12 protein-coding genes and 1 pseudogene are annotated in these 12,918 nt (G+C 68.4%); 6 read left to right on the top strand and 7 right to left on the bottom strand.

Annotated elements, in window-relative coordinates; genetic code table 11:
- Positions 1-407: 407 nt before the first annotated feature.
- The 3 genes from DJ73_RS06980 to DJ73_RS21345 form a co-directional block, all read right to left on the bottom strand.
- Positions 408-1,112 (bottom strand): type I 3-dehydroquinate dehydratase, encoded by a 705-nt coding sequence (locus DJ73_RS06980; protein ID WP_094526677.1) that lies wholly within the window; start codon positions 1,110-1,112, stop codon positions 408-410.
- Between the two features lie 81 nt (positions 1,113-1,193).
- Entirely contained in the window at positions 1,194-2,168 is a 975-nt protein-coding gene (locus tag DJ73_RS06985) for a transcription initiation factor IIB family protein (protein ID WP_012659836.1), read from the bottom strand.
- Positions 2,169-2,357: 189 nt separating this feature from the next.
- Entirely contained in the window at positions 2,358-2,693 is a 336-nt protein-coding gene (locus tag DJ73_RS21345; protein WP_094557643.1) for an AN1-type zinc finger domain-containing protein, read from the bottom strand.
- Between the two features lie 134 nt (positions 2,694-2,827).
- Between DJ73_RS21345 and DJ73_RS06995 the strand changes: the two genes are divergently transcribed.
- The 3 genes from DJ73_RS06995 (at position 2,828) to DJ73_RS07005 (ending at position 4,642) form a co-directional block, all read left to right on the top strand.
- Positions 2,828-3,610, top strand: coding sequence for a cobalamin-binding protein (locus DJ73_RS06995; protein ID WP_094557644.1), 783 nt, complete (start codon positions 2,828-2,830; stop codon positions 3,608-3,610).
- Between the two features lie 63 nt (positions 3,611-3,673).
- On the top strand, positions 3,674-4,228 hold the full coding sequence (locus tag DJ73_RS07000) for a DUF84 family protein (protein WP_094557645.1): 555 nt from the start codon (positions 3,674-3,676) through the stop codon (positions 4,226-4,228).
- Between the two features lie 159 nt (positions 4,229-4,387).
- Complete coding sequence (locus tag DJ73_RS07005; protein WP_094525324.1) at positions 4,388-4,642, top strand: hypothetical protein; 255 nt, start codon at positions 4,388-4,390, stop codon at positions 4,640-4,642.
- A gap of 73 nt (positions 4,643-4,715) precedes the next feature.
- Here the strand turns inward: DJ73_RS07005 and DJ73_RS07010 are convergent, their stop codons facing one another.
- Positions 4,716-5,324, bottom strand: coding sequence for a MarR family transcriptional regulator (locus DJ73_RS07010; protein WP_094526680.1), 609 nt, complete (start codon positions 5,322-5,324; stop codon positions 4,716-4,718).
- Between the two features lie 277 nt (positions 5,325-5,601).
- Between DJ73_RS07010 and DJ73_RS07015 the strand changes: the two are divergent.
- Positions 5,602-6,902, top strand: a pseudogene (locus tag DJ73_RS07015) (RNA-guided endonuclease InsQ/TnpB family protein).
- A gap of 132 nt (positions 6,903-7,034) precedes the next feature.
- Here the strand turns inward: DJ73_RS07015 and DJ73_RS07020 are convergent.
- The 3 genes from DJ73_RS07020 to DJ73_RS07030 form a co-directional block, all read right to left on the bottom strand.
- Positions 7,035-8,171, bottom strand: a complete 1,137-nt coding sequence (locus tag DJ73_RS07020) for an SPFH domain-containing protein (protein ID WP_094526682.1) — start codon at positions 8,169-8,171, stop codon at positions 7,035-7,037.
- A gap of 86 nt (positions 8,172-8,257) precedes the next feature.
- The gene (locus DJ73_RS07025; RefSeq protein ID WP_094557646.1) at positions 8,258-8,698 is read right to left on the bottom strand and encodes an SRPBCC family protein; all 441 of its coding nucleotides are present in this window, start codon (positions 8,696-8,698) and stop codon (positions 8,258-8,260) included.
- Between the two features lie 15 nt (positions 8,699-8,713).
- Positions 8,714-10,717 carry a bacterio-opsin activator domain-containing protein gene (locus DJ73_RS07030; protein ID WP_094524790.1) on the bottom strand — a complete coding sequence of 668 codons (2,004 nt, stop codon included), beginning with the start codon at positions 10,715-10,717 and terminating at the stop codon, positions 8,714-8,716.
- A 119-nt stretch (positions 10,718-10,836) separates the two neighbouring features.
- Here DJ73_RS07030 and DJ73_RS07035 point away from each other — a divergent pair, with 119 nt between their 5' ends.
- Both DJ73_RS07035 and DJ73_RS07040 read left to right on the top strand, forming a co-directional pair.
- Positions 10,837-11,880, top strand: coding sequence for a Brp/Blh family beta-carotene 15,15'-dioxygenase (locus DJ73_RS07035; protein WP_094524791.1), 1,044 nt, complete (start codon positions 10,837-10,839; stop codon positions 11,878-11,880).
- Positions 11,881-11,982: 102 nt separating this feature from the next.
- Positions 11,983-12,735, top strand: coding sequence for a protein sorting system archaetidylserine synthase (locus DJ73_RS07040; protein WP_094524792.1), 753 nt, complete (start codon positions 11,983-11,985; stop codon positions 12,733-12,735).
- Positions 12,736-12,918 lie beyond the last annotated feature (183 nt).

A 12,918-nucleotide genomic window follows, 5' to 3' on the forward strand; every position in this document is an offset into this window, starting at 1 on the left:
GTGACTCGCTGTCGTTCGAAAGGCGCGAAGCGCCTTTCGTGATGTCGTCAGAACGCCCTGCGTTCTGACTGCCAGCCGGGAATCTCTGATTTCCGGCGATGACGAAACGGCTCCGCCGTTTCGAACCACGCGCTTCAGTCGCTCGCGGTGCTCGCTCCTTCCAGTGCTTGCGTCGTCAGGCGTCGTCCTCGCGACTGCCCGCTTGAGTCCCGCCCCGCACAGCACCGCACCTCACGCCTCCCCAGCCTCGCCGGTCGCCCATCGCTTCGCTCGGGCGACCGACTCCAGCGAGAGACCGGAGGTCTCTCTGGCAGCCGGTGGCGACGCCGCCGGCGACCTCGCGCGTGCGACTCGCGCCCGTCGGGCGCTCGCCGGCACGCGCCGCCGCTGGTTGGTTTATGAGTGATCTACCCGTCCACGTCGTCGCCACGCAGTCCGTCGACGAGGCCGCGGAGCGTCGCGAGCGGGTACTGCCCGGGCGCGGTCGCGTTCGCGGGGTCGACGGGCGCGTAGCCGATCTTCGAGCCGTAGATCGGGGTGACGGCGCGGGTGTGACGGCCGGGCTCGCCCATGCACATCGTCGCGACGCGGTGGCCGGCCGCGGTCGCCTCGTGGGTCGCCTCGATCATCGCGAGTGCGTCCCGAGGGGCGGTCGCGGTCGTTGCCAGCTTCCCGACGTCGCCCTCGCTCGCCGCGTCGGCGAGCAGGTCGACGAGCGCGGCCGGCTCCGGCGTCGACTCGAAGTCGTGGACGGAGACGACGACGCTGACCCCCTCCTCGCGGGCCGTGTCGCGAAGCGCGGTCGCGTGCGACTGCGCTCCCTGGGGCGCGTTCCCGCGGAGCGCCGCGAGCTCGACGTCGACCGCGGCGACCGCGTCGTCTCCGAGCGCGGTCGAGAGCTCGTCGTACCGTGCCACGTCCTCTGCCTCGCCGCCCTCCCACGACGCGCGGTTCGTGACGAGAAGCGGGAGCTCGCCGTCGTAGGCATCGAGCTGGACGAGCGGGGCGTCCGCGAGGTCCATCCGGAACTCCACGGCGTCGGCGTGCTCGCGGGCGCGCGGCTCCTCGGAGAGGTCGGCCGTGCTCGCGGTCAGGACGAACTCTTCGAACATACCCGGGCGTTCCGCGGCCGGGGACTTAGCTGTGTGCGTGCGCGTCGAGAACGGGCCGCAGAAACGAAGGACGCGAGAGCCTTACGCGACGAGGCCGTCCTCGGCCTCCAACAGCTCGTGGTACCGGTTCCGGATGGTGACCTCGCTGATGTCGGCGACCTCGCTGACGGCGGCCTGCGTCGTCTTCTCGTTGGTGAGGAGGGCGGCGGCGTAGACGGCGGCGGCCGCGAGGCCGACCGGCGACTTGCCGGAGTGGACGCCCTTCTCCTTGGCGTTGCGCAGGAGGCTCTTCGCGCGCATCTCGGACTCCTCGGAGAGCTCCAGGTCGGAGGCGAACCGGGGGACGTACTGCTCGGGGTCGGCGGGCTTCACTTCGAGCTTGAGCTCGCGGACGACGTAGCGGTACGTCCGGGCGATCTCGGCCTTCTCGACGCGGGAGACGTCGGCGATCTCGTCGAGGCTGCGCGGGACGCCGGCCATCCGGGCGGCGGCGTACACGCAGGAGGTGGAGACGCCCTCGATGGAGCGGCCGGGGAGCAGGTCCTCGTCGAGCGCGCGGCGGTAGATGACGGAGGCGGTCTCGCGGACGTTGTCCGGGAGCCCCTGCGCGCTGGCCATGCGGTCGATCTCGCCGAGCGCCTGCTTCAGGTTGCGCTCCTTCGAGTCGCGGGTGCGGAACCGCTCGTTCCACTTGCGGAGCCGCTGCATCTTCTGGCGCTGACGCGCGCCGAGCGACCGACCGTACGCGTCCTTGTCGCGCCAGTCGATGTTCGTCGAGAGCCCCTTGTCGTGCATCGTGTTGGTCGTCGGGGCGCCGACGCGGCTCTTCTCGTCCTTCTCGCGGGAGTCGAACGCGCGCCACTCCGGCCCGCGGTCCACCGAGTCGGCCTCGACGACGAGCCCGCAGTCGGCGCAGACGCTCTCGCCGTGCTCCTCGTCGTTGATGACGTTGCCGTCGCACTCCGGACAGCTCAGCGTCTCGTCGGTCTGTTCCGATTCCTTCTCGTCGGTCTCAGTTCGGGAGCGACTCCCCCGCGTGTGTAATCGTTCACTCATGGCTAAACCCTCTCTCGGTAACTGAACACGGTCCGAGAGCGATCTTGCCCGATAGACGGTAGAACCGAACTTAAAACGACCGGAACGTGTCGCCGGAAACCCGACGAAAGGACACGATCTATCACGTGTTTCTGCGGATAACGGATTGGGGTCTAACCGAACGCTTCTGTTTCCCTCGGAAGCACGTATCTACCAAGGGAGGAGTCGTCGCCACCAAGATTCTGCGTTCTCTTCGTCCGACTCAGCCGGTTGATCACCGGCAATTGAGCCGTCGAGAGCGACATCAGGCGAGGACTGACCGATCTCGTCCGGTGTCGTCCCAATCGTACTCACGTCCTCCGAGTCCATCGGCTGGGGGCTCCGATTTTCTGGAGTCTTGTCTGCAGGGAGTCGTTCACCGGAACAGCCGTGGTTTTCCGGGAGACGATGGTCGGAACAAACTGGGTCACCACAGTAGGCGCACCGGTATGGCATCCCCTCAGAACTCGTGGACGACTCACAAACGATACATAACTCAGCGCCCATTTTATCGCTTCTCTACCGTGTCCACTTACTTGTATTTGTCATCCTGCACGTCTTAGAGAATAACCACATCGCTCGTTCGGACACTGGTAACACCGATCGAAAAGGTTGCACCGTTTGCGTCCCGATCCCAGACTATGTCCGAATTTCGCGTCGTCTCGCTGGCCCCGAGCGCGACCGCGACCGTGACCGCTCTCGGCGCCGCCGACGCGCTCGTCGGCGTCACCCACCACTGCGACCCGCCCGCGGATGCGGGGTCGGCGCACGGGAGGGAGTCCCCGCTCGCCGTCGGCGGGTGGCTGAACCCCGACCTCGACCGCGTCGCCGACCTCGATCCGGACGTCGTCCTCACGAGCGACGGGCTTCAGACCGACCTCGCCGACGCGTGTCGCGAGCGCGGCTTCGACGTCCGCCACCGCGAGCCGGCGACGCTCGGCGAGGCGGTCGAGGCGTTCGCCGCCCGCGGCGCCGACGTGGGGCGGCCGGAGGCGGGAGAGCGGCTCGCCGCGGAGGCCCGCGGGCGGCTCGATCGAGTCGCCGAGGCGGTCGCGGACCGCCCCCGACCGACGGTGTACTGCGAGGAGTGGTCGGACCCGCCGATGGCCGCCGGCAACTGGGTGCCCGACGCCGTGCGCGCCGCGGGGGGCGGCTACCCGTTCGTCGACCCGGGCGAGCGCTCCCGCGAGGTCGCCCTCGCGAGCGTCGAGGCGGCCGATCCCGACCACCTCGTCGTCCACGTCTGCGGGCACGGCGACCGGGTCGACCCCGCGAGCGTCGCGGAGCGCGACTGGACCGTCGACGCGCCCGTTCACGTGATCGACGACTCCCTCCTGAACCAGCCGAGCCCGGCGCTGATCGACGGCGTCGAGCGACTGGCCGAACTGTTCCACCCGGAGGCGTTCCCGGGGTCGACGTCGTAGCCGCGGCACCGACCCGCGGCGCCGACCCGACGGCTATTCGTACTCCGTCGCCCAACCGCCGGTATGCGAGTCGGCGTCGGCAGCGGCAACCCGGTGAAGCGGCGCGCGGTCGAACGGGTCCTCGAGTCGTCGCGGGGGCGGGACCTCGCCGCCGAGCGCTCCGCGGACCCGACGACCGTCGCGGTCGAGTCGGTCCCCGTTCCGTCCGGAGTGAGCGAGCAGCCGACCGGTCACGCAGAGACTATCGCCGGCGCGGAGAACCGCGCCGAGACGGTCCTCGACGCGGGCGCGTACGACCTCGGCGTCGGGATCGAGGGCGGCGTAGCGCGGTTCGACGGCGCCGAGGAGCTGTTCCTCGTCATGTGGGCGGCGATCGACGACGGGTCGCAGATGGGCCGCGGGAGCGGACCGAGCGTCGCGCTCCCCGCGGACGTTAGCGCGCGGATAGCCGGCGGCGAGGAGCTCGGTCCCGTGATGGACGACGTGCTCGACACGTCGGGGATAGCGCGGCGCGGCGGCGCCGCCGGGGCGCTGACGGCCGGCCGGGTCGACCGCGCCGACGCGTTGGCGACGGCGGTGGCGGGGGCGCTCGGCCCGTTCGTGTCCGACCTGTACTGAGTCGGCGACGGGTCTCGGTCCCGCGGCGTTCGGTTTTCGTACCGAAACCGGGGACCGGTCCGGTGGTCGACGGTCTTTTTTCGGGGACGAATCACCCGACTGCGGCGTGTTAACCGGGTCTACCAACCCGCTTATGGGCGGACGTCGCCTGTATCGGGTATGAGCACGGTCCAATCGGACGCCGTCGTCGTCGAACCCGCCGGCCTCTCCGCGAAGCAGGCGCGGATCCTGCGCTACCTGCGCGAGAACGCCGGCGACCGGACGTACTTCAAGTCGCGGCTGATCGCCGACGACCTCGACCTCTCCGCGAAGGAGGTCGGCGCGAACATGGGCGCCGTCGCCGAGGCGGCCGCCGACATCGATGTCGAGAAGTGGGGGTACTCCTCCGGCACGACGTGGATGGTGACGGAGTAGAGGCGGGAAGGGTCGGAGAATAGCATCGTCGGATACGGTTGTCGGCTACAGCCCGTCGACTACGGGCAGTCGATTACGGGTCGTAAGCGACGATTTCGGCTGCGTCGTCGGCGAACGCGACGGCGTCGGCGTCGAACGAGTCGGCGTATCGGACCACGAGCGTGAGCAGCCGTTCCGGCTCGGTCAGCACGTAGCCGTCGGTCCGGTCGAGCAAGCCGGCGTCGTCGAGCGCGCCGGCCGCGGCGCTGATCGTCGGCCGCGACACGTCCAGCGCGGCCGCGAGCTCCGCTCCCGTCGCGTCCGGGTCGCGCAACAGCGCGAGCACCATCCCGCGGGGCGTGTCCCGTCGGAGGTACCCGAGCGCTCGCTTGTCGAGGTCGTCGAACCGACCCGACGGGAAGTACCGGCGGTAGTCGGCGTCCTTCGTCGACTCGATCTCGCCCGCCTCCTCCAGCTTCCGGAGGTGGTACTGCGCCTCGCCGGTCCCGAGCCTGAGGTCGTCGCGGAGCTTCGAGAAGTGGGCGCCGGGGGTCGTCGGCACGTAGCCGCGGATCGCCTCGCGGGTCTCGTTGGCGTCGTCGCCGCCGTCGGCGCTCGCGGTCCCGACGAAGGGCGCGGCGGCTCCGATGGCGGCGAACCGCCGGAGCGTCTCGCGCTTCCGTCCGTCGAACCCATCAGTCACGCGAGAGGATAGTCGGCCGCGCGACAAAAGCACTTCGTTCGGGGCAGCGTCAGAATATCCGGTCGTTCGGGCGGCGATACGGGAGATACGTATCGCTGGCGACGGCGGTATCGGCGTCGCGGCCGATCAGGATTTTCGAGGTGGAGCCCCCGACCTCAAGGAGCGAGCGGAGTGAGCGAGTAGGTCGGGGAAGAAACCGACATGGTACGACACAACCGCCACACTGCGACCGACCGATTCCCGTGTCTATAATTACCGTCGGGTACCCTCTGAAAACATGGATGTGCGTCGAACCGCCGTCGTGAAACTCGCCGTTTCCGACGAGCAACGCGACGCACTCCACCGAACCGCCGAGCAATACCTGTACTGCGCGAACCGAACCGCCGACTACTGTTGGTCCGACACCTCCTACACCGAGTGTAAGACCAACAAGCGAGAGGTTCGTGACGCGCTCTATTCCGAACTTCGAGAGGAGACAGACCTACAGGCCCAACTTGTCCAAGCCGCTATCAAACGCGCTGTCGAAGCGGTCAAAGCGTGTGTCGAACGGTGGAAAAAGGGACAGCGCGTCTCTCAACCGACGTTCACCGCCGAAACGATGGACTACGACACCCGGAGCGCAACCTTCTACCGGAACAAGGTGTCGCTGGCAACTGTTGAGGGCCGAGTCGAACCGTCGTTCGTTCTCCCGGCAGACAGTCCGACGCCCTACGAGCGGTACGTACTCTCCGAGAACTACGAGTTCCGCGAGAGTACGCTTCGGTACGACACGGCCACTGACGAGTTCTATCTCAACATTTCGATGCGACGGACAGACTGTGATAGGGTTTCGGAAGATACTGGGCACTCCGACCAAACGGTCCTCGGTATCGACCTCGGCGTTCGCAAGAGCGAAGCTCTTGCGCAGCCCATCAGAAATCTTCGATTTCTGAGGACGTCAATAGCCTCGCTGTGTCCTCAACCGGCACGTTTTGGCAGGGGGACGACTACGACCACTGGTGTCGTGAGTTCGAGAAGCGACGTGGCGAGATGCAACGGCGCGGCACGCAGGCCGCACACAAGGCCCTGCTTCGCCTCGGGAAGCGTGAAGAAGCCTGGCGCAAACAGTATATCCACACGATCGCCAACGAACTCGTCTCGGAAGCCGTCGAACACGACTGCGACGTGATCGCGTTCGAAGACTTGAGCGACATTCGAGAACGACTTCCACAGGCAGAGTGGCACCACGTCTGGGCGTTCCGACGCTTGTTTGAGTACGTCTCCTACAAAGCCCCTAAACAGAGTGTCTCCGTGGAACAGGTCGAGCCGAGCCACACATCCCAACGCTGTTCTCGGACGGACTGTGGGTTCACGCACGAGAATAACCGCCATGGAGAACAGTTTGAATGCCAGAAGTGTGGGTATGAGGTGAACGCGGATTACAACGGCGCAAAGAATATCGGGCTACGGCACGCTCGAAAGCGGACACACAGACTCCGTTCCTCGCCCAAGTCGGGGAGCGGAGACGCACAAGTAGACGTGCGTGTGAATGGTGGGACGTTGAACGGTGAGAGTCACCAGCCTATTGCTGGCGACTGATTGCCGGGAGTCTACATCAAAGCCTCATCACCAGAAATCTCTGATTTCTGGTTAGCAGTCAGAACGCGGCACGTTCTGACGACACCCTCAAGGACCGAGGCGCGGAGCGCCGAGGGAGTAGGGTGGGGTAGTTTACGTCTCGCGCTCGACCTCTTCGTCGACTGGCTCCTCGTCCATCTCCTGAATGACCTCGTCCGCGGACTTGATGTCCGCGCCGGCGCCGCCGGCCTTGACCGCTTCGGCCTCCTTCTCCAGCTCCTCGACGTCCATCTCGGCGGACTCCTCGATCTGCCCGAGGATCTCGTCGATGTCGTCGAGCCCGAGCATCTTGCGGGTGTCGTCGTCGAACTCCTGTCCCTCGAGCCCCTCCATGTCCTGAACGTCGGAGCCGGAGAGCGCCTTGCCGTAGCGGCCGACGAGGCTGGTGAGCTCCTGCGGGAGGACGAACGTCGTCGATTCGCCCTTGCCGATCTCCTCGAGCGTCTCCATCCCGCGCTCGATGATGGCGCGCTCGCCCATCGACTCCGCGGACCGCGCCCGGAGGACCGTCGAGATCGCGTCCCCCTGCGCCTCGAGGATCTGGCTCTGCTTTTCCCCCTGCGCCCGGATGATGTTCGACTGCTTGTCACCCTCGGCCTGCTCGACCGCCGAGCGGCGTTCCCCCTGCGCCTCGAGGATCATCGCGCGGCGGCGGCGCTCGGCGGAGGTCTGCTGCTCCATCGCCTGCTGGACGTCCTTCGAGGGGTTGACCTCGCGGACCTCGACGCTCTCGACGCGGATCCCCCACTCGTCGGTCGGCTCGTCCAGTTCCTTCCGGATCTTCGCGTTGATCTCCTGGCGCTTGTTCAGCGTGTCGTCGAGCTCCATGTCGCCGAGGACGGCGCGGAGCGTGGTCTGCGCGAGGTTCGAGACCGCCTTCTTGTAGTCGTCCACCTCGAGGAACGCCTTCTTCGCGTCCATCACCTTGATGTAGACGACCGCGTCCGCCGTCACCGGCGAGTTGTCCCGCGTGATCGCCTCCTGGCGGGGAACGTCGAGCGTCTGCGTCCGCATGTCGAACGCGTACGTCCGGGAGACGAACGGCGGGATGAGGTTGATACCCGGTTCCAGCAGCTTCCGGTACTCGCCGAACACCGTGAGCGTCTTCTTCTCGTAGGCGTCGACGATCTCGAACGACTGCCAGAGCGTGATGACCACCAGCAACAAGAAGAGTAGGCCGATGCTCACCAGGCCGAAGCCGAAACCGGATTGGAGGGGAGTCGGATCCATACCCCGAACTTAGGCCATCCCGTTCTTAATACTTCGCCCACGTGAGGGCTCGTTCCGCCGATTCTGGCGCGAGTCGCGGCCGCGGGTCACGCCCCGTCCGCCTCGAACCGCTCCGCGACGGCGTCGAGGGTCGCCCGCACCTGCCGCTCGTTGAACCGCCGGACCGCGGGCTCTCCGAGGGCGGTCAGCGCGTTCTCCGGGAGGTCGTACTCCGCCGCGTACGTCAGTCTCGTCCCGCCGTCCGTCGGCTCGAACGTCAGGTCGATCGCGCCCGTCAGCCGACCGCGGAGCTCGAATGTCATTCGCTCGCTCGGTTCGTGGACCGTCTGGACGATCTCCCCGTCGATTCCGAGGCCCGCCATCCGGTAGGTGTACGCCAGACGCTTCCCGCCGTTCGGGAGCCGCTCGACGTCCCTGACGGCTTCGAGGCGGGGCGTGACGGCGGCGTGGTTGCGCGGGTCGTCGAGGAAGTCGAAGACGGACTGCGGGTCGGCGTCGATATCGGCGGAGTCGCGTGCGCTGAACATGGAGCGAACCGGAGTTCAGTTCCGCGAGCGCGGGTCGACGTACGCCTCGACGAGCTTGCGCTCGGCCGCCCGGAGGTGCTGGTGGAACGTCTGTCGGGTGATCCCCATCCGCTCGGCGATCTCGGAGCCGTCGACCGGGCGGGGCCACTCGAAGTACCCGTTCAGCTCGGCCGTCTTCAGCGCCGACCGCTGGCGGTCGGTGAGGCGGTCGTCGACGGCCGCCGCGAACTCCGTCAGGCTCCGGTCGCGACTCTCGCGCTCGACGCGGGAGCGGAGCTCGACGCTCTCGTACTCCGCGCGGAACACGTCGAGCATCCCGCGTACGTCCTGCTCTGGCGGCGCCTCGATGGTGATGCTCGCGCTCGTCGCGTCGGCGGTGGCCTCGACGACGACGCCGCCGTACTCCGCGAGCCGCGTCAGCGGCGGCGACTGGGTGGCGGTCACGGCGATCGTGACGTCGCCGTTCGTCTCCGAAACCAGCCGGGCCGACTCGACGAACGGAAGCGCCTCGACCTCGCTCACGTCCTCGGTCGGGTCCGACGCCCTGAGGTACAGCTCGCAGGCGTCGTCGTCGAGGCGCGTGGTGCCGAGGTGTTCGATCTCCCCGCCGAGCGCGGCGGCGACCCGCGAGAGCGAGAACGAGGGGTCCCCGATCGCGACCCGGAGCTCCACGACGCGGTCGGTCGTGAGGATGCGGGTCGTCTCCACCGAGTGGAGCCCGTTGGCGATCATCTTCCCGACCGACTCGCACACCTTCCGCTCGCGCCGGTCGAGGGCGTTCCCCTCGCTGCTGTAGATGCCGAGGAGGCCGTACCGCCGGTGGCCGTACGTGATCGGGACGACGAGGAGACGGGGCGCGCCGACCGCGCTCGGTGCGAGCCGGCCGTCCGAGCCGCTCCCGGCGGCCCGCCCGTGGACCTCCTCGGTCTCGATCGCCTCTCTGACTTCCGGCGGCGTCTCGTCGAGGGAGAACGACGCTCCCGCCTCGAGCGAGATCCCGCTCGCCGCGGTCACGTCCAGCCGCCCCGTCGCCGACGAGACCTCCGCGATCCAGCCGCCCATGTATCCCGGCTCGTCGGCGATCTCCTCGCAGACGCGCTCGGCGATCGTCTCCGAGTCCCGGCTCTCGACGAGTATCCTGCTGATTTCGCTGAGCAGTCCGTTCACCCGGCCGAGGACACGGTCGAGGGCCTGTCGCTCCGTGGCGAGCTTCTCCGCGCGCTCCTCCGCGAGCTGCTCCGCGCGCTTGCGGTCGGTGACGTCGTTCTGGAACCCGACGTAGTGGGCCAGGTCGCCGTCGGCGTCGTACACCGGGGCGACCGTCAGCTCGTTCCAGAAGGGGGTTCCGTCCCGTCGGTAGTTCCGGATCTCGACGGTGATCTGCTCCTCCGCCGATATCGCGCTCGAGAGCCGTTCGACCGTCTCGGGGTCCGTCCCGGGACCCTGTAGGAAGCGGGGGTTCCGACCGATGGCCTCCTCGGTCGGATACCCCGTGTGATCTTCCCACGCGTCGTTGACGTACACGAGCGGGTAGTCGGGCAGTTCGGGGTCGCTGAGACTGACCCCGACGGGCGCCTCGCTCACTGCGCGGCTGACCTCCTCCACGCTGGGCTCGTGCCCCGAGACGTCCTGCTTGGCGCCCGGCGCGCCCTCCGCGGAGCAGACCGTCGAGACGTCGGTCACCAGGCGATCGATCGACGCGGAGCCGTTCTTGTGGAGGAACTCGTCGACGCCGCTCTCGAAGGCGGCCTCCAACACCTCCTCGTCCTCCACCGCGGAGAACATCACGACCGGAATCCGAGCGTCGGACTCCTCGATCGCCTCCGCCAGCGCGAGACCGTCGTCGCCCGGCAGGGAGTACTCGCTCACGATGCAGTCGTACTCGCCAGTGGTCACCTTCGCCACCGCGGCGGTGGCGTTGTTGACCGTCGTAACGTCGAACCCCGCGGCGCCGAGCGCCGACGTGATTCGATCGCTCCCCTCCTCCGGATGGACCAAAAGGGCCCGAGAACCCGGCATAGGATGCCTTTCGTCGGCCGAGGAATTAAGGTTTGATACCGGCGAAGGATGACCGGGTTACTTAAAAGACTCCATAATTTCGGCGTGCACACAACACGCTCGGACCCGTACATGCGGACATGTCCACGCGAGCCGTGAGCCGCGCCCGTCGCCGACTTTTCGGAGAACCGGAACGGACCGCTATCGACGCCTCGCGCGCCGCGCTACTGGTCCTCACCGTCGCGTTCGCCGGCGTGTACGCGACCGGCACCGAACCGAGCCTCCGGACGCAGATGCTCGTGTACCTCGTCGGGATGGTCGCGCTGAACCTCCCGCACGGCGGGTACGAGCACTTCTCGAACCTCCGGCGCCGCGGGCTCCCCTTCGGCGCGCGCTACGTGGGGCTGTACCTCGCGTTCGTCGTCGGCTTCGTGGGGCTGTTCGTCGTCGCCCCGATGCCGGCGCTCGCGCTCGCGTTCGGCACGGCGGTCGCGAAGGGGGGGAACGGCGACCTCCACGTGATGGACGCGCTCGTCGGCACCGACCACCTCGTCTCGCGGCCGCAGCGCGCGCTCGCCGCCCTCGTCCGCGGCGGCGCCGTGATGATCGTCCCGGCCGTCGCGTGGACGGAGACGTTCTACGGCTTCACCGGCTACATGCTGAACGTGTTCGACGGGTCGCTCGTCGGTCCCGCAGCGAGCTCGCCGGAGGCGTTCACCACGGCGCTGGGCGCGGCCTACGGGCTCGGCGTCCTCCTCCACCTCGGCGGCGGGCTCGCGACGGGCGGGGGCGTCACGCGGTCGTGGGTGCTCGACGCCGCCGAGACGCTGCTGCTCGTCGGCTACTTCGTCTTCGTGCCCGTGGTGATCGCCATCGGGCTCTACTTCCCGCTGTGGTACTCGCTGCGGCAGTCCGCCCGGAGCATGGTCGTCGAGGAGGCGCGGCCGAGTCGGACCGAAGGCGTCTCCGTCGTGATGGCGTGGGGCGTGCTCGTGGTCGGCGCGCTCGTGACCGCATCGGTCGCGAGCGCGCTGTGGCTGGTCGCGCCGAACCCGCTCGCCGGCGGCTCGCTGCTGCCGGGGGCGGTCGCCTTCTACACGATCTTCGTCTGTATCATCGCGCTCCCGCACGTCGTCGTCGGCGAGTGGCTCGACTTCGGACGGGGGATCTGGTACGTTCCCTGAGCCGACGGCCGCACGCGTCTCGACCGGCCGCGGCCCGGCGTCTGCGGCCCGGTCGCTCGACAGATAACAAGCACTAAAACCCGGCTCGTCGACCGATCCGGTATGCGTTTCCGGTTCGTCGAGCGGCTCGGGCTCGCGGACGCGGTGACGGTGGCGAACGCGGCCGTCGGCTTCCTCGCCGTCGTCGCGGCGGCCGTCGACCTCGAGCTCGCCGCCCGGCTGGTGCTGCTCGCCGCCGTCGCCGACGGGCTCGACGGGGTGGTCGCGAGACACCGCGGCTCGACCGACGCGGGGCCGTACCTCGACTCGCTGGCCGACGTGGCCTCGTTCGGCGTCGCGCCGGCGACCCTCGTCGCGGTCGTCGTCCTCGACGCGGCGTCGTTCGCGAGCGACCCCGTCTTCGTCGCCGTCGGCGTCGGCGCCGGCGCCCTGTTCGTCGCGACGGCGGTCGCCCGGCTCGGGCTGTACACCGCGTACGACAGCGACGCCCGCGAGACGGTCGGCGTGCCGACCACGCTGGCGGCGACGATCCTCGCGGCGGCGGTGATCGCCGGCTACACCGACCCGAGCGTCCTGATCGCGGCGACCGCCGCGTTCGCGCTCCTCATGGGGACGACGGTCACGTACCCGGACCTCCACGCGCAGGACGCGCTCGTGATGGGCGTCGTGCAGGCCGCCGTCATCCTCACTCCGGCCGGACACATGTTGACCGACGCTCTCCCGGCGTGGATCGGCGAGGGATTCGCGTTCGCGCTCCTCTTCCTGGCGTGCGGCTACCTCCTCCTCGGCCCGCGGTTCTACTGGGGCGACGGGATCCGGTCACCCCCCGACGACGCGGACGAACGCGGGGTCTGACCCGCGGCGGGCCGCGAGATCGCCGGGGCGGATGCCCGACGACGCGGAGTGCGTGCCGAGCCGGCGGCTCGGCGAACGCGGATCGGGGAACGGAAAAACGGCGTCGAGGCGTCGGCGTCGGAGCGGCTTACAACAGGTCGTCGAAGTCCTTGTGTCGGGTGATGTCGACGCCGTCCTCGGTAA

It is taken from the genome of Halorubrum sp. Ea1, from assembly GCF_002252965.1.
Classification (GTDB): Archaea; Halobacteriota; Halobacteria; order Halobacteriales; family Haloferacaceae; genus Halorubrum.

What these genes read in the sequence shown, in the direction of transcription:
- DJ73_RS07000 (WP_094557645.1), top strand. Translation starts at nt 3,674, where the DNA reads ATGCGAGTCGGCGTCGGCAGCGGCAACCCGGTGAAGCGGCGCGCGGTC.
- DJ73_RS07035 (WP_094524791.1), top strand. Translation starts at nt 10,837, where the DNA reads ATGTCCACGCGAGCCGTGAGCCGCGCCCGTCGCCGACTTTTCGGAGAA.
- DJ73_RS07025 (WP_094557646.1), bottom strand. Translation starts at nt 8,698, where the DNA reads ATGTTCAGCGCACGCGACTCCGCCGATATCGACGCCGACCCGCAGTCC.
- DJ73_RS07040 (WP_094524792.1), top strand. Translation starts at nt 11,983, where the DNA reads ATGCGTTTCCGGTTCGTCGAGCGGCTCGGGCTCGCGGACGCGGTGACG.
- DJ73_RS06995 (WP_094557644.1), top strand. Translation starts at nt 2,828, where the DNA reads ATGTCCGAATTTCGCGTCGTCTCGCTGGCCCCGAGCGCGACCGCGACC.
- DJ73_RS07005 (WP_094525324.1), top strand. Translation starts at nt 4,388, where the DNA reads ATGAGCACGGTCCAATCGGACGCCGTCGTCGTCGAACCCGCCGGCCTC.
- DJ73_RS06985 (WP_012659836.1), bottom strand. Translation starts at nt 2,168, where the DNA reads ATGAGTGAACGATTACACACGCGGGGGAGTCGCTCCCGAACTGAGACC.
- DJ73_RS07030 (WP_094524790.1), bottom strand. Translation starts at nt 10,717, where the DNA reads ATGCCGGGTTCTCGGGCCCTTTTGGTCCATCCGGAGGAGGGGAGCGAT.
- DJ73_RS06980 (WP_094526677.1), bottom strand. Translation starts at nt 1,112, where the DNA reads ATGTTCGAAGAGTTCGTCCTGACCGCGAGCACGGCCGACCTCTCCGAG.
- DJ73_RS21345 (WP_094557643.1), bottom strand. Translation starts at nt 2,693, where the DNA reads ATGGGCGCTGAGTTATGTATCGTTTGTGAGTCGTCCACGAGTTCTGAG.
- DJ73_RS07020 (WP_094526682.1), bottom strand. Translation starts at nt 8,171, where the DNA reads ATGGATCCGACTCCCCTCCAATCCGGTTTCGGCTTCGGCCTGGTGAGC.